Genomic DNA, 20,948 nt, shown 5'->3' with positions numbered 1-20,948 from the left:
ATGACACAAGAGATAACCATCATTCGGCTGGGCCATCAGGGTGACGGGATCGCCCCGGGCCCGATCTATGTGCCACGCGCACTACCGGGCGAAGTGGTCAGCGGAACGCCCGAGGGCGACAGGTTGGCCGATATGCGGGTCGTGACCCCGTCGCCACACCGGGTGACGCCGCCCTGCCGCCATTATCGCGCCTGCGGCGGTTGCCAGTTGCAGCATGCATCGGACGGATTTGTCGCCCAGTGGAAGCAGGAAGTGGTTCATTCCGCGCTTTCGGCTCAGGGTATCGAGGCCGAGATGCGCCCCGTTCATACTTCGCCGCCCCGCACGCGCCGCCGTGCAACCATCGCAGTGCGACGCACCAAGAAGGGCGCACTTGCCGGGTTTCATGGCCGAGCGTCGGACGTGATCACCGAAATATCCGATTGCCAGTTGCTGGACCCTGCGCTGCTTGCCGCCATTCCGGTGGCCGAGGCGCTGGCCATGCTGGGTGGCAGTCGCAAGGGTGTTATGGCGGTGACGCTGACCCTTTCAGACGCCGGGCTGGATGTGGCGGTGCGCGGTGGCAAACAGCTGGATGGCCCGCTTGAGGTGGTGCTGGGCCAGTTGGCCGAGGCGCAAGGGCTGGCCCGGCTGGCCTGGGAGGGTGAGGTGATCGCGATGCGACACCCGCCCACGCAACGTTTTGGCAAGGCGGCGGTTGCGCCGCCGCCGGGCGCCTTTCTGCAAGCCACGCGCGACGGCGAACAAGCGCTGTTGGCAGCGGTCCGCGAGACTGCCGGAAATGCCAGGCGGGTCGCCGATCTGTTTGCCGGTTGCGGCACCTTTGCCTTGCCGCTGGCCGAGACCGCCGAGGTACATGCGGTCGAGGGCGAGGTCGCGATGACCGCGGCGCTGGATCAGGGTTGGCGCCGGGCGGCGGGCTTGAAGCGTGTGACCACTGAGGCGCGCGACTTGTTCCGACGCCCGCTGTTGCCAGACGAGCTTGCCGCATTCGACGCGGTGGTGCTGGACCCGCCCCGTGCCGGGGCCGAGGCGCAGGTCGCGGAACTGGCCCGTGCCAAGCCACCCGTCATCGCCTATGTCAGCTGCAATCCGGTGACCTTTGCCCGTGATGCGAAAACGCTGGTTCAGGCCGGCTATCGCCTGAATTGGGTGCAGGTGGTCGATCAGTTCCGCTGGTCGGCGCATGTGGAGCTTGCGGCGTCCTTCTCGCGGGTCCATATCGGCGGCTGAGCAACAAGGAGCGCGCGATGCAGAGATTGCAGGCATTCATCGACCGGCCCGGATTTGGCCGGTTCATCACCGCCGTGATCATGCTGAACGCCGTTGTTCTGGGGATGGAGACGTCGCCCTATCTGATGGAGCGGTGGGGCGGGCTGATCCTGACCGCCGACCGCATCTGTCTGGGCATCTTTATCGTCGAGATCGTTCTGAAACTGGTGGCGCAGCGGCAGCGTTTCTTTTTGAACGGCTGGAACATCTTCGATTTCGTGATCGTGGGTATCGCCCTGATCCCCGCCGCCGGCGGCCTGTCGGTGCTGCGGGCCCTGCGTATTCTGCGGGTTCTTCGGGTGATCTCGGTTGCACCGCGCCTGCGTCGCGTGGTCGAGGGCTTCATCACCGCGCTGCCCGGCATGGCCAGCGTTTTCCTGTTGATGACCATCATCTTCTATATCGGTTCGGTGATCGCGACCAAGCTCTTTGCCAACAGCTTTCCCGACTGGTTCGGCGACCTGGGCTTGTCTGCCTATACGCTGTTCCAGATCATGACGCTGGAAAGCTGGTCGATGGGCATCGTTCGACCGGTGATGCAGGTCTATCCCTATGCCTGGTTGTTCTTTGTCCCCTTCATCATGATCACCACATTTGCGGTGGTGAACCTCCTGGTCGGTCTCATCGTGAACTCGATGCAGGACGCCCATCATGCCGAGGACGGTGTCCGCACCGATGCCTATCGGGACGAGGTTCTGGCCCGTCTGGAGCAGATCGAACAGCGTCTTGGCGCGTTGGATGAAACCAAAAAGTGATTTTGCCCGCCCCCGATTCCGGGGTATTCCGGGGACCATTGAGAAAAAAAACGAGGCAGTGAATATGGATCGTCGGCATTTTGGTCTTGGTGCGGTCGCCGTGCTTGGCCTGTCGGCCTGCGGCAGTCAGGACAGCAAGTTCCGCCGCTATTACGGACCTGCGGTCACCTCGGTCGTGATCAACAAGGGTGCACGCAAGATGTACCTGTTGAACAACGAAAAGGTGCTGAAGGAATACAAGGTCGATCTGGGCTTTGCCCCGGCCGGGCATAAACAGTTCGAAGGCGATGGCAAGACGCCCGAAGGCACCTATCTGATCGACCGCCGCAATCCCAACAGTGCGTTCCACCTGTCGCTGGGCATATCCTATCCCAATGCCCGCGACGTGGCCTATGCCCAGGCGATGGGCAAGAAGCCGGGCGGCGAGATCTTCATTCATGGACAACCCAACCTGTTGCGCGACCGCAAGAAGGCGAAGAAACAACCGGATTGGACCGCAGGCTGCATCGCCGTCAGGAATGAAGAGATTGAAGAGATTTATGCCATGGTGCGCGACGGAACGGTGATCACCCTTCGCGCGTGATCGCAGCCGGACCCGGTTGTTCAAAGACCAGATCCCTGTCAGGCGAGACCCACACCGTCATGGCAGGGTTGCTGCGCTGCGGGTCCACCGCAAATCCGATATCCGCCAGCAGATGCGGCGCGGTTTCCGCGAGGCGGATCAGATCCGCTTCGAGCACCGCACGCTCCCGCTTTCTCTTTCGATCAATAATGCTGATCCAACGAAAGAACCAGGCGCGCAATCCCGGCTTGGTGGCATTCACAGGGCTTTCGTAAACGCCGCAAGAATTCATTATATTTTCCCCTTGGTTATCTGGTCATAACCAAAGCTGGACCCTCGATCTCTTGCCTTCAACGCAAGCTTTCTCGTAACTTGGATTAGGAATTCTAATCCAAAGGGTTTGCACATGCGATTGCCGCCGTTGAATGCTCTGCGCGCATTTGAAGCTGCCGCGCGTCACAATGGGTACATTGCGGCCGCCGAGGAGCTTTGCGTGACCCGAGGTGCTGTGAGCCGTCACATCAAGTTGTTGGAGGAGCATCTGGGCGTTGCCCTGTTCCACCGAAACCACCGCGGGGTCGATCTGACCGCGGCGGGGCGGCAGTTGCTGCCTGTGTTGACCGAGGCGTTTGCCCGGATCGGGCGCGAAGCCGAACAGATCTCTGCTATGACTCAGGACATACGGATCATCTGTCCGCCGGCGTTGTCAATTCGCTGGCTGTTTCCTCGATTGGAGAACTTCCAGGCAGCGCATCCCGGTATCCGTGTCCGGATGACCACAGAGTTTTACGGCGCCAAGGGATTTGACGGTACCGAATATGATCTCGGTGTGTCGGTCGAACATGTCCACGGACGGCCAGCGGGTATCACCAGCATGCCGCTGTTCCCAATGGTGCTGTCCCCGGCCTGTTCCCCGGCTTTGCTACGTCAACAGTCCCTCAGGACACCTTCAGATCTTGCGCGGATGGTCTTGTTGCATGAATCTCCGCAGCGCCGGGACTGGGCGCATTGGCTGGCCAGCTTTGGGATACGCGGGATTGATGCGGCAAGCGGACCGACATTTCCGAATCTGGATATGGCCGCAAGGGCGGCGGCGATGGGGTCAGGCGTTGTGATGGCGGACCTGGCTTTGTGTCAGGGAGAACTGCGGAATGGAGCGCTTGTGCTTCCCTTTCCCGAGATGACCTGTGTCACACCACAAGGGGGGTATGTCCTGATCGGTATGCGTGACCGTTGGGACGAACCCCATCTGCGGGCGTTTCGGGAATGGGTGGCGCAAGACTGCGCTGATCTCATGCCAGATCTCGGGGTCTAGCCAATCTGCGTCACGCCTGGTTGCCGGCCCATTTCCCGAACCCGAACAGGATATAGTCGCGCTGATAGATATCGGCGGCCAGCGCCTCGAGCGCGTCATCATAGATATCGCCCAGCGGGATCGGCGTATCGGGGGCGGCACGAGGCGGCTCGGGTGGTTCGGCATGGCCGAAGCGGCGGGCCAGCGCAGGCAAATCGCTCGCGATCTCATCTTCGCGCAGGATCAGGTCTGGACTGACGAAGTCGGAGAAGCTGTTTAGCGCCTGAGCCTGACTGCACCAGGATCCGTCGATGCGGATCGCTGTCTGTCCCGCGAGGTTCATGCGGACAAATTCCAGAAACGCCTCGAACGCGGCGCGGTGATCGGCGCGCCCGTAATCCGGGCCGGGGCTGTCCTCGGGTATCGGCAGGTTGAACTGTCGGCGCAGGGTGTTGCGGATCTTGGTGAAACAGCCCGGCCCCTTGTTAAGGATGCGGTGGCAAAAGGCCGAATGCGCACGTGCCAAAGGGTGACGCAGCACCGTGAACGAGCGGTGTCCCTCGTTACCCTTGAGCCAGCCGCGTACCTGTTTCTGGTTCAGGCCGGTGCCCAGCGCCGCATCGACAACACCGTCCAGATCTGCCATCCAGCGGCGAACCTCGTCCTCGGGGCCGCCACGCACCGGCAGATAGATCAAAGGTGTCACCGCGCCGGTAACATAGGTCGGTACCGCGGGGCCGCGGCGCGGTTCGAAATTGGGAGTCCGTGTCAGGTTGAAACGGTCCAGCCCACTCAGGGCCTCGACCATCTCGCCCGCATTCACCACCTTAGAGGTGACGGGGCTGGGGTTCTGGCGCTTGAGGCTGTCATCCAGTTGGTCCAGCCGCGCGGGCACGCCCAGCCATTGCGCCAGCCCGTTCATCACCGCCAGGTCCTGAAGATCCTCATAGGCGACATAGAACGGGGTCTGGCCACTGCGCTGAAGGCTGTTGAGCAGAAAGACCTGGAAATCCTGTAACGCCTCGACGTGGCGTGCGAATTCCTCGGCATCGAAGCGGGCCTGTGCCTCTTTCCGACGCTTGATGTTGGTCAGCTTCCACTGACCGGTTTCCTTCGCGATTTTCCACGAGACATAGCTGTCCAGCGGATTGCGCGTCAGGATGATCTTGGCGCAGCGCGGATCGGACAGGACAAGGTCCAGAACGCGCGGATCGTGATCGTGAAAGAACCGGAACCCGGCCAGAACCCCGCGCGCGTCCCGCACCGCATCGATCAGGCATTGCGGATCGGCGTCGCGCATCTGCTGGCTGATTTCCAGTATCTCGGTCTTGTTGGGATAGCCGATGAAATGCGGGTTGAACGCTTCGCCGACACAGGCAACCCCGTCCAGCGCGTTCAGGTTCGCCTCGAGAAAGTTGGAGCCGGTCCGCATCTCGGCGAAGACAACGAAGTAATCGAAAGGGCTGCTCATACGTCCTTATCGCACCAGATAGGGTTTGCGTGTCGGTTTGGGGTTATTGACTAGGGCCGGTTCGACCGGAAAGTCACCCATGAGATAGGGATGCATGCCCTGATTCTTGAGGTTCTGGAGGAACTGTCCAAATCCGGTCAGATCAACCATGGTCGGCGCCTCGGTCAGGCGGCGCGGGCTGGATTGCCCGATTTCGTCGACGATGGTCTGGATCGGTTCCATCGGTGCCTCGACAAACTCAGCCATGGTCCAGATCCGCACCCGTGCCTTGGTCCAGACCGAGCGCAGGATCTCAAGATGCTTGCTTTCGATCCGTTGCAGGCGCGCGGCTTCCTTGCGCAGGTCGGCAAAATTTCGGTTCGACTTGAACAGCGGCACCGCCCAGGCGCCGGTAATGACCGAGATCTGGGCGTTGGGATCACGTGCCAGAAGCCAGTTGATCTCCTGATTGTCGGCAGGGCCGAACTGGAAACACTGGCGTTCCCCGCGCGTATTCCAGATCAGCGAGGTCAGGAAACTGGTGGGATTATAGTCGCGCAACATGGCGCTGTCGCTGAGCGCACCGTTGATCAACCGTTCGCCCCCGGCGAATTCGGCCCGGTCGGGACCAAAGAGATGCCCATGCACGCGGGTGCCGGTGGCCTTGGCCAACCAGGGTTCGAAGTCCTCGAAAAGCTCGGTGAAGCCCTGGAACACCGAATACGGGTTCGAGGTCAGGCCGTTCTCGTTACCGTGGCGGGGAAAGCGGCTTTGCATATACAAACCGTCGCGCCCGCGGGTCCGGCGTTCGACCGCCTTGGCAAAGATGCGGTCGATCTTGCCCGGGTTCGGCTCGGTCCGTTTCATCGCTCCGGCCTGATCGGTCAGGAAGGCCTGGTACAGCCGCTCGGCGCGCGGCCAGATCTTGCGGGCAACAAAACAATCGGACCGGCGCAGCAATTGCAGGTGGTCGTCATAGAAGATATGCGGTTTGCCCTGGAAATCGAACTTGCTCAACGTCAGCGAGCGGCTTTCGATATTGGCCGAGAACTGGCGGGCGAGGGTCTGGAAATAGCTTTCGTCAGGTATCCAGACCTTGCGGAAATAGCGGTCATAGGTGTCGCGCTCGGGGTCCTGAAGGATCGCCGAAAGCGTATGCCGCGTCAGGCACCACCATTGGCTGCCCATGTGTGGGACCAGCCCAGCGGGTATCCGGCGCTTGAACCCCAGCCGCCGTTGCAGGTTGACGTATCTGTCGAACAGATAGCGGTGCTTTTTCCACGAAAAGGGAAAGCGTAGCGTGAATCGCTCATGGTCGAGACCGCCCACGGTCCATGGCACATCTGCGGTGGTCGCGCTTTCGATGAAATCGGTGCGCGGTCTGGCCGCAAGATAGTCGATCAGTTCTTGCACCGGGCGCAGCGGCAGGCACGAGCCGGAGGCCAGATAGACATGCCGGACATCGGCAAACTCGGCCAGAAGCTGTTCAGAGGCCGCCTGTGACGCGGCGACGATCCCCCAGGTGCCCCATTCACATCTATGCCTGGTGCTGAAGCGGATCAGCGGGTCCTTGATGCAGGCATCATGAAACGCCTTGAACGTCTTGCGCGATACGTTGCGGTCCACATGGATCACCACCGGGCAGCCCGAAGCAGTCCAGTGCTGGGCCACCTGCTGCGCCCGATCAAGCGCGGTATGCACCAGCATGACGATGCCGACCGTGCTCATGCCCAGTTCCCCTTGGACATGAGGCCGAGAATCTCCAACTGGCGCCAGTTGATGTATTTCTCAGACCATTTGCACCACAGGTCGGGCTGGCTCTCGACCTTTTCGGCATAGGCCTTGTATTCCACCGAGTTGGAATAATGCTGGCGGCGTGTCAGCTCTTCGACCGCCTTGGCGGTGAGCGTGTCGAGGAATTTGGTGTGCAACAGCGCGCCGCTCGCCTTTTCACCACCCCATTCCTCGTAAACCTGGTTCAGGCCGCGCGGCAATAGCGTGTGGGTCGAACTGACATAGGCATAGCGCCGGTTCCACTTCACCAGCGGGGTCTTGTTAAGGGCAGGGGCCTTCTTGGGGTTGTCGGAAAAGAACACCCGACTGCGCGGCCCGCCCTGGATCCACAGGTTTCCGTATTCGGGGTTCTTCTTGATCGAGTAATTTCCGCTGTCGAACCAGTTGGCAATCTCCAGCGGGTTCTGCCCCTCGGCATAGGGGACACTGTCGATCCGACCCTTTGGATAGACATCGATCAGCATCGCGCTGAATGACCGGATCGAGGAATTGTCGAGCCAGTCCGTCAACGCCTGTATCGGGCGGGTATCGCAAAAAGGATAGATAAAGAATTCGTCGGGATCGACAACCAGAACCCAATGATCGTGGGCATAGCTCCGCTTGAGCCAGTTCATCCAGTCAACGCCGAATGTGGCGGACTTGTAGCTCTGCGTGGTGTGCCAGACCGACACATCGGGATGTCCGTTGAGATAATCGAGCGTGCCGTCCGTGCTGTCATTGTCCACGAACAGGAAATGGTCGATCCCAAGTTCCCGATAGTAACGCAAGAAATAGGGCAGGCGGATCTTTTCGTTCCGCACGGTGCTGACAAGCAGCACGTCGCCGGGTCGAATTGCGGCGGTATTGTTCTGAACGGCGCGCAATTCACGGGACTTACGGATGCAACGCAAAAGACGGCGCTTGCGCCGCACTCTCATCCGATAGGACTCCCAAAGGCTCACGCTGCTATCCACTCTTCTTATGACGCGAGCATGCCCGGTACTTATAACCAACAAACCCAATAGGTATTGACCGTTTATGTCACTGAAACATCTATGGAAGCAACGGGTTTAGAAAGCGTTACGTCAATCCTGATGCCGTAACCGTGACTTTCCCCGGGTCTCGGTTGTATTCTGACTCTAATCCCAACCTCCGGGCGAAAGGAGCCCGAGCGCGCTCAATTGCGTCCAGCCCGCGAACCGGGTCGAGGATGATGTCCAGAAATCGGGTGAGGCGGTCAACTCGTCATAGTAATGGTCGAAATCGGCAGGCGTGTGAAAATGCTGCTGTCGGGTCTTTTCTTCGGCCGATCTGGAAACAATGTCGGGCAGAAATTTGGTGTGAAGCAGCACGCCCGAGGGCGCGCTGTCCCCTGGCCCGCCATAGGCCGCGTTCAGTCGGCGGGGCAGGGCGGAATGACACGAGTTCACATAGGCATAGCGTCGGTCCCAGCGGATCAGCGGTATCTTGTTCAATGTCGGTGATCGGCGCGGCTCATCGGCAAAGAACATCCGCTCGCGCGCGCCGCCCTGAACCCACAGGTTCCCCAGTGGCTGTTGGCGTTGGGCGCGATAGGGGCCGGCATCGAACCAGTGCAGGATATCCAGCGGATCGTCGCCTGGCGCATGGCTCTGCGCCGCGACCGGCCCCTTGGGGTAAAGGTCCAGCATATGGGCGCCAAAGCTGTCCCGCCCTTGCCCATTCAGCCAGCCAGTCAATGCATGCAGGTCGCGGCGGTCGTGATGTGCATAGACCAGCAGCTCGTCCACATCGACCATCAGGCACCAATGCCCGTGCGCGTGGCGCATCTGAAGCCATGTCATCCAGTCGAGCCCGAAGCGGGAGTCGCGGTAACTGGACCCGGTCCGCCAGAGCGAGACATCGGGCCGCGCCATCAGCAGCTCGTCGCTACCATCGTCGCTGCCGTTGTCGACCATCAGAAAATGATCGACACCGAGGTTGCGGTAATAGTCCAGGAACCAGGGCAGGCGCAGCGCTTCGTTCCTGAGCGTGGTAACGGCCAGAACCTGACCCGGTCGGATAGCCGCGGTGCGGTCGGATAACGCGGTCAGCGCGTGGCGGCTGCGGAAAGCGCGCCAGAGCAACCGCCGCCGTTTCCATCGCAACCGATAGGCATCGGCCCATCCGATCGGCGATAGCGGCGGTGCGGGGCTGCTGGTCATCCGGTCCCTCGTGTCAGTCCAGCCCCATCGCGGCCATCATCTCTTCGATCCGGGCCACGTCCTCGGGGTTGTTCAGCTCCCAGAACTGGCGCCCGCGCGCCTCGACCTCGACACACAGAACCTTGCGCCCGTTTTCCATGAAGCGCAGTTGCTCCAGCCCCTCCAGCGTTTCCAGCGGCCCTATCGGCCAGGTCGGATAATCCGCCAGCGCGCCGGGTCGATAGGCATAGACGCCGACATGGTGGAACACCGGGGTCGGTGCGTCATCGGCATAGATTTGCGAGGTGAAGGGGATCACCTCTTTGGAGAAATAGAGCGCGCTCCGGTCGGTGGCGAACACCGCCGTGGTCCCGCCGACGCGGCCATGTTTGCGGTCGTTCAGAAAGCTGTTCAGCGCCATCCCGTCGCAGCGCAGCACCGGCGTGGCGATGTCGGCCTCGGGCGCGGCGCGCAGCCCCGAAATCAGGTCTTCGACAAACCAGTGCGGCGTCAGCGGCGCATCGCCTTGCAGGTTGACCACGATGTCGTGCCCACCGCCCAGCGCAGCATGCGCCTCGGCGCAGCGCTCGGTGCCGTTGACGCAGTTGGACGAGGTCATGACGACCTCGGCCCCGAACCCTTCGGCCACCTCGCGGATGCGGTCGTCATCGGTGGCGACCACCACCCGGTCGGCGCCACGTACCGCCATCGCCGCCCGCCACGAGCGTTCGATCAGCGTCATTTCCTTGCCACTGGCGCCGGTCAGGCTGACCAGAGGCTTGCCGGGATAGCGGGTCGAGGCATAGCGGGCGGGAATGGCGATGAGGACGGACATTCAGGCTTCCTTGAGGGTGACGCTGGGCGCGTAGGCGATAAAGAACGGGTTGGCATAGCCTTCCTTGCCATAGGTCAGCGGCTGGTGATTGTCGAAACGTACCACCTTGCCCCCGGCTCCGGCCAGAACGGCGTGACCGGCGGCGGTGTCCCATTCCATGGTGCGGCCAACACGCGGGTAAAGATCGGCCTCGCCCGTGGCCACCAGACAGAATTTCAGCGAGGAACCGGCGCTCTTGCTGTCCTTGACGGCGTATTTGCCGATGTAATCCTCGGTCGCCTGGTCGCGATGCGATTTCGACGCCACCACCATCAACGCGGCATTGTCTGCCTGCGCTACCCGGATCGGGGTCAACTCGCCGGGGGTCTCCTTGTCCAGCGCGCCGGTCTCTTCGACAGCGCTGCCATCGGCGAGTGTGTAGAACATCCGGTTTCTGGCCGGGGCATAGACCACGCCGCGGGTCGGCGTGCCGTTTTCCACCAGCGCTATATTGACAGTGAAATCGCCACGCCGGTTGATGAACTCCTTGGTGCCGTCCAGCGGATCGACGATCAGGAACGTGTCGCCGGTCTGGCTGTGGGATGCCGCCTGTTCCTCGGTCACCAGCAGGATATCAGGGAATGCCGTGCGCAGCCCGGCCGAGATCAGCGCGTCGGCGGCCTCGTCCGCCTCGGTCACCGGGCTGGAATCGGATTTCACCTTTACCGCGAAATCGTCGGCGTCATAGATCGACATGATCTTGTCGCCCGCTTCGAGCGCGAGGCGCCGGATGACAGGAATTAGTTCCTCGTAGGTCACAAAAATGCTCCGATCGTGGGATTTGTTGATCCAAGATGCAGGTGCCCTTATGCTGTGATGGCAACGGAACGGCAAGAATTCCGTGCAAGGCTTGGGTAGATCGAGAGAAAGCAGCAACGTGTTTCGGTACCGACAGCACAAATCCATGATCAGTGGCGCCATCACCATGGCGGAACTGATTTTTCACAACGTGGTGCGCAGTGTCCGGCAGGGCCATTCCAACGCCTATGCGGCGCTGGGAAAGAACATGATGCAAGTCCTGGTCTTCGTGATGGTATTCTACCTCATGTTCTCGATGCTGGGACTGCGCGGTTCGGCGATCCGGGGTGATTTCCTTCTGTATATCCTGTCGGGGATCTTCCTGTTCATGGTGCATATCAAAACGGTCGGCGCGGTTGCCGGGGCCGAGGGCCCCAATAGCGCGATGATGAAGCATGCACCGATGAACACGATTATCGCCATCCTTTCGGCGGCGATTGGGTCACTTTACACGCAGGTGCTGACCTTGCTTTTGATCCTGTTCGGTTACCACGTTGCATTCAAGCCGGTGGAAATCGCTGACCCTGCCGGCGCGTTCGGCATGCTGATGCTGTCGTGGTTCACCGGCTTTGCGGTTGGTCTTGTTTTTCTCTCGATCAAGCCATGGGCGCCGATGTTGGTGGGGGTGATGACCACGCTCTATCAGCGTGCGAACATGATCGCCTCGGGCAAGATGTTCGTCGCCAATACCTTGCCGGGCTACATGCTGGCGATGTTCGACTGGAACCCGCTGTTTCACGCCATCGACCAATGCCGCGGCTTCGTGTTCCGCAACTATTTCCCGCATAACAGCGACTGGCATTACTCACTGTGGCTGGGGATCATCCTGATCATGATCGGGCTGATGGGCGAATTCTATACGCGCCGCCATGTCTCGGCCAGTTGGTACGCGCGGCGATGAGGTGGCTTGTCGCTCTCCTGCTGGTGCTCGCCGCGCCGCTTGCCGCCGACCCTGTACCTGCGCTGTTCGATGTGACCGGGGTTGCCGCCGACGATGTGCTGAACGTGCGCGAGGAACCTTCGGCCGGGTCCGAAGTGATCGGCGCGCTGGCGCCTGATGCGGTCGGGGTCGAGGTTGTCGAACTGACCGTTGGCGCCGATTGGGGCCGGGTGAACGTGAACGAGATGAGCGGCTGGGTTTCCATGCGATACATGCAGCAGCAGCCCGATGCGGCCGAGGTCTGGATGACGCCGCGTTTTGCCTGTTACGGGACAGAGCCTTTCTGGTCGCTGACCGTTGAACAGGGGGTGGCGGCGCAATTCCGGATCATGGGCGAGGCCGAACAGCACCTGCCTGCCGGCCTGCTTCAACCCGGAGCGGGTGTGATCGACCGGTTCGCTTTGCCACTGGGCCACAATGTTGCCATCCTGCGACAGATGCAGTGCCATGACGGCATGTCCGACCGGGCCTTTGGGCTGGATGTGGGGCTGATGCTGAATGGAACGCTCTATGCTGGCTGCTGCACGCTGTTGGCGGACTAGGTCGCCACCCGCAGCGTCAGGTTCAGCCGGCCACCCTTGGGCAACAGCCGGGACGAGCCGAACCGGATACGGTCGATGCCGTGATAGATCAGCCGCGCCGGTCCACCCATCACCACCACATCGCCGGAATTGAGCCAGACAGAATCGGTCTTGCCGCCGCGACTGGTGTTCCCGATGCGAAACAGTGCATCGTCACCCAGAGACAGCGACACGACGGGCCAGGTCAGATCGGCCTCGTCGCGATCCTGGTGAAGGCCCATCCGGGCGCCCTCGCCATAGTAGTTGATCAGGCAGCAATCGGGCGCACGCTGCGTCCCGGTGACAACGTGCCACAGATCCAACACCGCTTCCGGGATCGCGGGCCAGGCCATGCCCTTGGGATGGGTCGGTTGATAGCGATAGCCACCCTTGTCCGTCACCCAGCCCAACGGCCCGGCCGAGGTCATGCGTACCGAAAGCGGTTTGCCGTTCGGCATGGTGGGCGTGAACAGCGGCGCGGCCTTCAGAACCGGGCGCAGCGCCTCGATCAGCCGCGCCTGCCCGGGCCCGTCCAGCGCACCCTTGCGAATTTCGACACCGCGCAGGTTCAACATGGTCATTCCCTGCCAGACCCTTTCCTTGACGAAGCCTTGTCAAAAAGCATGCAGATTCGCGAAAACCAGCAATTCTGCATGCTTGCAGCACCTGTTTCCGCCCCCTATATACGCCGGGACGCGCCGTGGTGTAGGCCATTGCGCAAACAGATCGGGGCCTGAATGCCAAAACGGGTTCACGTCTCGAGCCATCGCCTTGAAGAGAAAGGGATCGAACAAATGGGTAAAGTTATCGGTATCGACCTGGGCACCACCAACTCGTGTGTTGCCATCATGGACGGCGCCCAGCCGAAAGTCATCGAAAACTCTGAAGGGGCGCGGACCACGCCCTCGATCGTCGCCTTCACCGATGATGAGCGACTGGTCGGTCAGCCGGCGAAACGCCAGGCGGTCACCAACCCCTCCAACACCATCTTTGGTGTCAAGCGCCTGATCGGCCGCCGGGTCGACGATGCCGAAGTCACCAAGGACAAGAAAATGGTGCCGTTTTCCATCGTCAACGGTGGCAATGGCGACGCATGGGTCGAAGCCAAGGGCGACAAGTATTCGCCGTCGCAGATTTCGGCCTTCATCCTCGGCAAGATGAAGGAAACCGCAGAATCCTATCTGGGCGAGGAAGTGACCCAGGCAGTGATCACGGTGCCCGCCTATTTCAATGACGCCCAGCGTCAAGCCACCAAGGATGCCGGCAAGATCGCCGGTCTGGAAGTGCTGCGCATCATCAACGAGCCGACCGCGGCCGCGTTGGCCTATGGCCTGGACAAGAAGAACAGCCAGACCATCGCCGTTTATGACCTTGGTGGCGGTACCTTCGACGTGACCATCCTGGAAATCGACGACGGCCTGTTCGAGGTCAAGTCGACCAATGGCGACACCTTCCTGGGTGGCGAAGATTTCGACATGCGGATCGTCAACTATCTGGCGGACGAGTTCAAGAAAGAGCACGGTGTCGACCTGTCCGGCGACAAGATGGCGCTTCAGCGTCTGAAAGAAGCTGCGGAAAAGGCCAAGATCGAGCTGAGCTCGACCACCCAGACCGAGATCAACCAGCCGTTCATCTCGATGGGCGCCAATGGTCAGCCTCTGCACCTGGTCATGAAACTGACCCGCGCCAAGCTGGAAAGCCTGGTGGGCGACCTGATCAAGAAGTCGATGGACCCCTGCAAGGCCGCGCTCAAGGATGCCGGCATTTCGGCCTCTGACGTTGACGAGGTGGTTCTGGTCGGCGGTATGACCCGCATGCCCAAGGTCATCGAGGAAGTGACCAAGTTCTTCGGCAAGGAACCCCACAAGGGTGTGAACCCCGACGAGGTTGTCGCAATGGGTGCCGCCATTCAGGCCGGTGTTCTGCAAGGCGACGTCAAGGATGTGGTCCTGCTCGACGTGACCCCGCTGTCGCTGGGTATCGAGACCCTGGGCGGCGTGTTTACCCGTCTGATCGACCGCAACACCACGATCCCGACCAAGAAGTCTCAGGTCTTCTCGACCGCCGAGGACAATCAGAACGCGGTGACCATCCGCGTGTTCCAGGGCGAGCGTGAAATGGCTGCTGACAACAAGATCCTCGGCCAGTTCAATCTCGAGGACATCCCGCCGGCACCGCGCGGCATGCCCCAGATCGAGGTGACATTCGACATCGACGCCAACGGCATCGTGTCGGTTTCGGCCAAGGACAAGGGTACCGGCAAAGAGCACAAGATCACCATCCAGGCCTCGGGCGGTCTTTCGGACGAGGACATCGAAAAGATGGTCAAGGATGCCGAAGAGAACGCCGAAGCCGACAAGGCCCGCAAAGAGCTGGTCGAGGCGCGCAACCAGGCCGAAAGCCTGATCCATTCGACCGAGAAGTCGATCGAAGAGCATGGCGACAAGGTCGACCCGACCACTGTCGAGGCGATCGAACTGGCCATTGCCGCGCTGAAGGACGATCTGGACAAGGACGGCGTGAGCGCCGAGAAGATCAAGTCGGGCCTGCAAAACGTGACCGAAGCGGCCATGAAGCTGGGCGAGGCGATCTATAAGGCGCAGAGCGAAGGCGGCGATGGCGAGCCCGCAGGGGCGGATGCCGGTCCGTCGGACGACGACATCGTCGACGCCGAGTTCGAAGATCTCGGCGAAGACAAGCGCAAGTAACGGGTCATCCGGGCCAGAACGGGCCGGTCCGGTAACCGGGCCGGCCCGCATTCGTTGAGGCAGAAGGGAATTCGGATGTCAAAACGCGACTATTATGATGTGCTCGGCGTGTCCAAGGGCGCTTCGGCTGACGAGATCAAGAAGGCCTATCGCGGCAAGGCCAAGGAACTGCACCCCGACCGCAACAAGGACAACCCGGATGCCGAGGCGCTGTTCAAGGACGTGAACGAGGCCTATGAGGTCCTGAAAGACGCCGAGAAGAAGGCGGCCTATGACCGGTTCGGTCATGCCGCGTTCGAAGGTGGGATGGGCGGCGGCCAGCGTCCCGGCGGCGGTTTTGGATCGGGCGATTTCTCCAGCGCGTTCTCGGATGTGTTCGAGGACCTGTTCGGCGATTTCATGGGTGGCCAGCGGGGAGGCGGCGGTCGCCGCGCCGCGCGTGGTTCGGACCTGCGCTATAACCTGCGGGTCACGCTGGAAGAGGCGTTCTCGGGTCTGCAAAAGACCATCAACGTGCCCACCGCGGTTGCCTGTTCGGCCTGCGAGGGAACCGGCGCCGAAGGCGGGGTTGAACCCACCACCTGCCCGACCTGTTCGGGCATGGGCAAGGTGCGCGCGCAACAGGGCTTCTTTACCGTCGAGCGGACCTGTCCCACCTGTTCGGGTCTGGGTCAGATCATCAAGAACCCGTGCAAATCCTGCCGGGGGCAGGGCCGTGTGGAAAAGGATCGCGCGCTGAGCGTCAATATCCCCGCCGGGGTCGAAACCGGCACCCGCATTCGCCTTGCCGGCGAAGGCGAGGCCGGGATGCGCGGCGGCCCGCCGGGCGATCTCTATATCTTTGTCGAGGTGGCTAAGCACGACCTGTTCGAACGCGACGGCGTGAACCTCTATTGCCGGGTGCCGGTCAGCATGGCCAAGGCGGCGCTTGGCGGTGCCATCGAGGTGCCGACCATCGACGGCGGCCGGGGCCGGGTGCAGGTGCCTGCGGGCAGCCAGTCAGGCCGGCAGATGCGCCTGCGCAGCAAAGGCATGCCCGCCCTGCGTGGCGGCGGTATAGGTGACATGTTCATCGAACTGGCGGTGGAAACCCCGGTCAACCTGACCAGCAAGCAAAAAGAACTGTTGCGCGAATTCGACGAGCTGAGCGAAGACAATAATCCCGAGACCAAGAGCTTTTTCTCTTCGGTCAAGTCGTTCTGGGACGGGATGAAAGGCTAGGGGGCGCTGCCCCCGCCGCCTGACGGCGACTCCCCCGGAGTATTTTGGGCGGAATGAAGACAGGGGCGGGTGCCATGTGGTGCCCGCCCTTTTCCGTTTGTCAATTTCCTCTTGATTACCGCGACGTCACCTGAGAAGGTGCGCATAACCGTTGGGGTGCCCCGTTTGGGGCTGAGAGGCGCGGCTGCGTCAACCCATCGAACCTGATCCGGGCAATACCGGCGTAGGGAACGGTCTATCGCTATCGGACGTTTTCCATGCCCCCGTTGCCCCTGAACCGGAGTAGCGGAAATGGCAGCGATTGCGCTGACAATAGCGGGATCCGATAGCGGCGGCGGCGCGGGGATCCAGGCCGATCTGAAGGCGATGTCGGCGCTGGGCGTTTATGGCGCCTCGGTGATCACGGCGGTGACAGCGCAGAACACCTGCGCGGTGACGGCGGTGCATGGTATCCCAACGCAAGTGATCCGGGCGCAGATCGACGCGGTTCTGGGCGATCTTGACGTGAAGGCGATCAAGATCGGCATGCTGGCGACACCCGAGATCATCGGGGTCGTGGCCGATGCCATCGCCGGGTTTGACGGGCCAATCGTGCTGGATCCGGTCATGGTTGCGAAATCGGGTGACGCGTTGCTGGCGGCAGAGGCAATCGGGGCGCTCCGGCGTCTGCTTGTGCCGCGCGCATCGGTGTTGACCCCAAATCTGCCTGAAGCGGCGTGCTTGCTGGAGACCAATGACGCCGGGTCCTTGAACGAGGTAACCGCTCAAGGTCGCGCCCTGGTCGCATTGGGCGCGGATACGGTCTTGATGAAGGGTGGGCATGCCAGCGGGGCGATCTGTCATGATCTTCTGGTGGGGCCTGAAGGCGTGTTGGCCGAGTTCACCGCGCCACGCCGGGCAACCAAGAACACGCATGGCACCGGCTGTACGCTGAGTTCGGCGATTGCCGCCGGTCTTGCCAAGGGGCTGACCCTGAAAAGCGCGGTGCAAGAGGCGCATACCTATCTGCAAGGCGCGATTATTGCCGCCGACGATCTGCACGTGGGCCAAGGCCACGGCCCGGTGCATCATTTCCATCGAGTATGGCCCGCATGACGCTCTGGTCGGTCATAGGTGCAGGCGTTGCTGGGTTGGCGGTGGCGACCGAACTGGCCGCGCGCGGCGCACAGGTGCAGGTGTTCGACCCCTCCGGTCCACCCGGCCCACATGGGTGCAGCTGGTGGGCGGGCGGTATGCTGGCGCCCTGGTGCGAGTACGAAAACGCCGAGGAGCCTATCTTGCGGCTGGGCCAGCAGGCCATCGCATGGTGGGCGCAGCACACCACGGTCACCCGGCGCGGCACCCTGGTGGTGGCCAATCCGCGCGACCTGCCGGACCTGCGCCGCTTTGCCCGCCGGACGGAAGGGTTTACCGAAGTTATCCAAGCAGAAATCATTCAATTAGAGCCTGATCTGACCGCCTTCTCCAAGGGCCTCCATTTCCCGAACGAGGCGCATCTGGACCCGCGTCGCGCGCTCTCGGACCTCTATCGCGGCCTCACTGACAAGGGGGTCCAGTTTCACCGCAAACCCGCCCCCGCCGGGCTGAAGAATGCCATCGACTGTCGTGGCCTGCACGCGCGCGAGGTCCTGCATGACCTGCGTGGCGTCAAGGGCGAGATGCTGGTCATTCGTGCGCCAGATGTGGCTCTAACACGGCCCATTCGCCTGTTGCACCCGCGCATGCCGCTCTATGTCGTGCCGCGCAGCGACCATGTCTACATGCTGGGTGCTACGATGATTGAGAGTGAGGACAGCGGTCGCATCACCGTGCGCTCGATGCTGGAACTCCTTAGCGCCGCCTATGCCCTGAACCCCGCCTTTGGCGAGACCGAGGTGCTGGAAATCGGCGTCGATCTGCGCCCGGCCTTTCCCGACAACCTGCCGCGCATCCGGCGGCTGGGGCAGACGATCTATGCCAATGGCCTTTATCGCCACGGCTACCTGCTGGCGCCCGCGCTTGCACAGGGGGTGGCCGACCTGGCGCTAAACAACACACATACGGAGTTGGTTGATGAAGATCGTGCTTAACGGCGAACCGCGCGAGGTCGAGGCCGAAACCCTGGCCGCGCTGCTGGTGGAATGCGGTCTGTCGGGCCGGGTGGCCACGGCGGTGAATGAAAGCTTTGTGCCCGCGCTCCTGCGCGACGGGCACCGGCTGAACGATGGCGACCGGGTCGAGGTGCTCGCGCCCATGCAAGGGGGTTGAAACATGCGCGCCTTTTACGGAACCGAATTGCCGAACCCGCTGATGCTGGGCACCGCGCAATATCCCAGCCCCGCGATCCTGGAACAGGCGTTCCGCGCCAGCGGGGCCGGGGTGGCCACCGTGTCGCTGCGGCGGGAATCCGGGGCGGGGCAGACATTCTGGTCGATGATCCGCGATCTGGGTGTGCTGATCCTGCCCAACACCGCTGGCTGCCACACGGTGAAAGAGGCGGTGACCACCGCCCATATGGCGCGCGAGGTGTTCGGCACGCCCTGGATCAAGCTGGAATTGATCGGCCATACCGACAGCCTGCAACCGGATGTCTTCGGCCTGGTCGAGGCCGCGCGCATCCTGACCGAGGATGGGTTTCAGGTGTTCCCGTACACCACCGACGACCTGATCGTCGGCGAACGGCTGTTGGCGGCGGGGTGCGAGGTACTGATGCCCTGGGGCGCGCCCATCGGTTCGGGCCGGGGGCTGAACAACGAATACGCGCTGCGCGCCATGCGGGCCGAGTTTCCCGACACTCCGCTGGTGGTAGATGCGGGCATCGGCCTGCCCAGCCATGCCGCCCGCGCGATGGAGCTTGGCTATGACGCGGTTCTGCTCAACACCGCCGTGGCCCGTGCGGGCGACCCGGTAGAGATGGCGCGCGCCATGGCTCTGGCCATTCAGGCCGGGCAACTGGCGCATCGCGCCGATCCGATCGAGGCGCGCGATATGGCCAGCGCCTCGACCCCAGTCATAGGAAAGGCCTTCCTGTCATGACGCTCGACCGGTTCTATCCGATCTTCGACCATACCGACTGGCTGCGCCGGATGCTGCCGTTGGGGGTCAAGCTGGTGCAACTGAGGATCAAGGATCAGCCCGACGCGGTGATCCGCGCCGAGATTGCCACCGCGCGCGACCTTTGCCGCGCGCATGGCGCGGTGCTGGTGGTCAACGACTATTGGCAGGCCGCCATCGACGCGGGCTGCGACTGGCTGCACTTGGGGCAAGAGGATCTGGATCAGGCCGATTTGCCCGCGATCCGCAAGGCGGGTCTGCGGCTGGGCGTCTCCACTCATGACGATGACGAGTTGGAGCGGGTGCTGAGCATGGATCCCGACTATGTGGCGCTTGGCCCGGTCTATCCGACCATCCTGAAACAGATGAAATGGCACCAACAGGGCCTGCCGCGCGTCACCGAGTGGAAGACGCGTGTCGGTGCCATCCCGCTGGTCGGTATCGGCGGCATGAGCGTCGAGCGCGCGCCGGGTGTGCTTGCCGCCGGTGCCGATATCGTCTCGGTCGTCACCGACATCACCTTGAATGCCGACCCCGAGGCACGCGCGCGCCAGTGGATCGAGGCGACCAGATGAGCCGTTATGCCCGCCAGATGATGCTGCCGCAGGTCGGGGCCGAGGGCCAGGCCCGGCTTGCCGCCGCCCGCGTGCTGGTGGTCGGGGCCGGGGGCCTCGCGGCCTCGGAGCTGCCACTGCTTGCCGGGGCAGGGGTCGGGCAGATCGACATCTTCGACGGCGACTTGATCGAGCTGTCGAACCTGCACCGGCAGACGCTGTTCACCGAGGATGATGTCGGCCGGGCCAAGGCCGAGGTCGCCGCCGAACGCTGCCGCGCGCTCAATTCCGGGATTGTCCTGACCGGGACAAAACGGTCAATCACCCCGGAAAACGTGATCGGGGCCTGTCGGGATGTCGATCTGGTGCTGGATTGCGCCGACAGCTATGCTGCCAGCTATCTTCTCAGCGATACCTGTCTGGCGCTGGGCAAACCGCTGATCAGCGCCTCGGTTCTGGGGCTGAGCGGCTATGCCGGTGGTTTCTGCGGCGGCGCGCCCAGCCTGCGCGCGGTCTTCCCCGAGGCACCGGACAGCTCGGCAAGCTGCGCAACCGCCGGCGTGCTGGGGCCGGTTGTCTCAATACTAGGCTCTATACAGGCGCAAATGACGCTTTCGGCGCTTCTCGGGCTGGAACCTTCGCCGCTTGGCCAGATGGTGCAGATCGACGCGCAAACCTGGCGCAATAGCGCGTTCCGATTTGATCACGCACCGGAACCAGAGACCGCCTTCCGTTTTGTGGCGCCCTCGAGCCTGACCGCCGATGACCTCGTCATCGAGTTGCGCAGCGAGTCCGAAGCACCCCATCCAGCGCACCCGTCTGCCCGCCGCATGACGACATCCGAGATCGAAATAACAGACACTAACCAAGAAAAACGACTGGTTCTGTGCTGCGCCACCGGCCTCCGGGCCTGGCGCGCTGCGGAACAGTTGCAACCGGATTGGCCCGGCGAGATCGTCCTCGTCGCGGCTGCCACAACATGAAAGGAAACG

General features: G+C 62.2%; 22 protein-coding genes and 1 riboswitch. Of the genes, 14 read left to right on the top strand and 8 right to left on the bottom strand.

The annotated features are described in order from the left end of the window. The 3 genes from AC2FLM_RS07960 to AC2FLM_RS07950 all read left to right on the top strand — a co-directional run bounded on the left by AC2FLM_RS07960 (position 1) and on the right by AC2FLM_RS07950 (position 2,610). Positions 1-1,233: a class I SAM-dependent RNA methyltransferase gene (locus AC2FLM_RS07960; RefSeq protein WP_496857070.1), complete on the top strand. Its 1,233-nt coding sequence runs from the start codon at positions 1-3 to the stop codon at positions 1,231-1,233. Between the two features lie 17 nt (positions 1,234-1,250). After that, entirely contained in the window at positions 1,251-2,027 is a 777-nt protein-coding gene (locus tag AC2FLM_RS07955; protein WP_496857068.1) for an ion transporter, read from the top strand. Positions 2,028-2,091: 64 nt separating this feature from the next. Next, positions 2,092-2,610, top strand: a complete 519-nt coding sequence (locus AC2FLM_RS07950) for a L,D-transpeptidase family protein (protein ID WP_234220846.1) — start codon at positions 2,092-2,094, stop codon at positions 2,608-2,610. Here the strand turns inward: AC2FLM_RS07950 and AC2FLM_RS07945 are convergent. Beyond that, complete coding sequence (locus tag AC2FLM_RS07945) at positions 2,594-2,851, bottom strand: hypothetical protein (protein WP_496857066.1); 258 nt, start codon at positions 2,849-2,851, stop codon at positions 2,594-2,596. The two genes, AC2FLM_RS07950 and AC2FLM_RS07945, sit on opposite strands and share 17 nt — an antisense overlap. A 144-nt stretch (positions 2,852-2,995) precedes the next feature. Between AC2FLM_RS07945 and AC2FLM_RS07940 the strand changes: the two genes are divergently transcribed. Next, the gene (locus AC2FLM_RS07940) at positions 2,996-3,904 is read left to right on the top strand and encodes a LysR substrate-binding domain-containing protein (RefSeq protein ID WP_496857064.1); all 909 of its coding nucleotides are present in this window, start codon (positions 2,996-2,998) and stop codon (positions 3,902-3,904) included. A gap of 10 nt (positions 3,905-3,914) precedes the next feature. Here AC2FLM_RS07940 and AC2FLM_RS07935 read toward each other — a convergent pair whose 3' ends face one another. The 6 genes from AC2FLM_RS07935 to cysQ form a co-directional block, all read right to left on the bottom strand. Further along, entirely contained in the window at positions 3,915-5,354 is a 1,440-nt protein-coding gene (locus AC2FLM_RS07935; RefSeq protein WP_496857062.1) for a sulfotransferase family 2 domain-containing protein, read from the bottom strand. A gap of 6 nt (positions 5,355-5,360) precedes the next feature. Continuing rightward, positions 5,361-7,061, bottom strand: a complete 1,701-nt coding sequence (locus AC2FLM_RS07930; protein WP_234220836.1) for a DUF5927 domain-containing protein — start codon at positions 7,059-7,061, stop codon at positions 5,361-5,363. Beyond that, positions 7,058-8,044, bottom strand: a complete 987-nt coding sequence (locus AC2FLM_RS07925; protein ID WP_496857249.1) for a glycosyltransferase family 2 protein — start codon at positions 8,042-8,044, stop codon at positions 7,058-7,060. Before AC2FLM_RS07925 ends, AC2FLM_RS07930 begins: the two co-directional genes overlap by 4 nt. Before the next feature lie 201 nt (positions 8,045-8,245). Further along, on the bottom strand, positions 8,246-9,289 hold the full coding sequence (locus AC2FLM_RS07920; RefSeq protein ID WP_496857059.1) for a glycosyltransferase family 2 protein: 1,044 nt from the start codon (positions 9,287-9,289) through the stop codon (positions 8,246-8,248). Between the two features lie 13 nt (positions 9,290-9,302). Next, positions 9,303-10,103 (bottom strand): 3-deoxy-manno-octulosonate cytidylyltransferase family protein, encoded by an 801-nt coding sequence (locus tag AC2FLM_RS07915; protein WP_496857057.1) that lies wholly within the window; start codon positions 10,101-10,103, stop codon positions 9,303-9,305. Then, on the bottom strand, positions 10,104-10,901 hold the full coding sequence (gene cysQ / locus AC2FLM_RS07910; protein ID WP_496857055.1) for a 3'(2'),5'-bisphosphate nucleotidase CysQ: 798 nt from the start codon (positions 10,899-10,901) through the stop codon (positions 10,104-10,106). A 145-nt stretch (positions 10,902-11,046) separates the two neighbouring features. Here cysQ and AC2FLM_RS07905 point away from each other — a divergent pair, with 145 nt between their 5' ends. Next, positions 11,047-11,841 carry an ABC transporter permease gene (locus AC2FLM_RS07905; protein WP_235790371.1) on the top strand — a complete coding sequence of 265 codons (795 nt, stop codon included), beginning with the start codon at positions 11,047-11,049 and terminating at the stop codon, positions 11,839-11,841. After that, positions 11,838-12,422 (top strand): COG3650 family protein, encoded by a 585-nt coding sequence (locus AC2FLM_RS07900; protein WP_496857053.1) that lies wholly within the window; start codon positions 11,838-11,840, stop codon positions 12,420-12,422. Before AC2FLM_RS07905 ends, AC2FLM_RS07900 begins: the two co-directional genes overlap by 4 nt. Here AC2FLM_RS07900 and AC2FLM_RS07895 read toward each other — a convergent pair. Then, on the bottom strand, positions 12,419-13,021 hold the full coding sequence (locus AC2FLM_RS07895; RefSeq protein ID WP_496857051.1) for an alpha-ketoglutarate-dependent dioxygenase AlkB family protein: 603 nt from the start codon (positions 13,019-13,021) through the stop codon (positions 12,419-12,421). The genes AC2FLM_RS07900 and AC2FLM_RS07895 overlap by 4 nt on opposite strands. Before the next feature lie 213 nt (positions 13,022-13,234). Between AC2FLM_RS07895 and dnaK the strand changes: the two genes are divergently transcribed. From dnaK to AC2FLM_RS07855, 8 genes are all read left to right on the top strand, one after another. Beyond that, a complete protein-coding gene (dnaK, locus tag AC2FLM_RS07890) occupies positions 13,235-15,148 on the top strand; it encodes a molecular chaperone DnaK (protein ID WP_234220820.1) in 1,914 nt (637 codons plus the stop codon). Positions 15,149-15,223: 75 nt separating this feature from the next. Then, a complete protein-coding gene (gene dnaJ / locus AC2FLM_RS07885) occupies positions 15,224-16,369 on the top strand; it encodes a molecular chaperone DnaJ (RefSeq protein WP_234139193.1) in 1,146 nt (381 codons plus the stop codon). 142 nt (positions 16,370-16,511) lie between these two features. Then, a riboswitch (TPP riboswitch) is annotated at positions 16,512-16,616 on the top strand. 44 nt (positions 16,617-16,660) lie between these two features. Next, entirely contained in the window at positions 16,661-17,464 is an 804-nt protein-coding gene (gene thiD, locus AC2FLM_RS07880) for a bifunctional hydroxymethylpyrimidine kinase/phosphomethylpyrimidine kinase (RefSeq protein ID WP_496857048.1), read from the top strand. After that, positions 17,461-18,438, top strand: a complete 978-nt coding sequence (locus tag AC2FLM_RS07875; RefSeq protein WP_496857046.1) for an FAD-dependent oxidoreductase — start codon at positions 17,461-17,463, stop codon at positions 18,436-18,438. Before thiD ends, AC2FLM_RS07875 begins: the two co-directional genes overlap by 4 nt. Continuing rightward, a complete protein-coding gene (thiS, locus tag AC2FLM_RS07870) occupies positions 18,422-18,616 on the top strand; it encodes a sulfur carrier protein ThiS (RefSeq protein ID WP_496857044.1) in 195 nt (64 codons plus the stop codon). The genes AC2FLM_RS07875 and thiS overlap by 17 nt, the downstream gene beginning before the upstream one ends. Positions 18,617-18,619: 3 nt before the next feature. Next, positions 18,620-19,384 (top strand): thiazole synthase, encoded by a 765-nt coding sequence (locus AC2FLM_RS07865; protein ID WP_496857042.1) that lies wholly within the window; start codon positions 18,620-18,622, stop codon positions 19,382-19,384. After that, positions 19,381-19,977: a thiamine phosphate synthase gene (locus tag AC2FLM_RS07860; RefSeq protein WP_496857040.1), complete on the top strand. Its 597-nt coding sequence runs from the start codon at positions 19,381-19,383 to the stop codon at positions 19,975-19,977. Before AC2FLM_RS07865 ends, AC2FLM_RS07860 begins: the two co-directional genes overlap by 4 nt. Then, entirely contained in the window at positions 19,974-20,939 is a 966-nt protein-coding gene (locus AC2FLM_RS07855; RefSeq protein ID WP_496857038.1) for a ThiF family adenylyltransferase, read from the top strand. The genes AC2FLM_RS07860 and AC2FLM_RS07855 overlap by 4 nt, the downstream gene beginning before the upstream one ends. Positions 20,940-20,948 lie beyond the last annotated feature (9 nt).

The sequence above is a fragment of the Ruegeria sp. SAZD011 genome, assembly GCF_059612545.1.
Note: the sequence above shows the minus strand (reverse complement) of the source record. Positions and strands in the feature narration are given on the sequence as shown.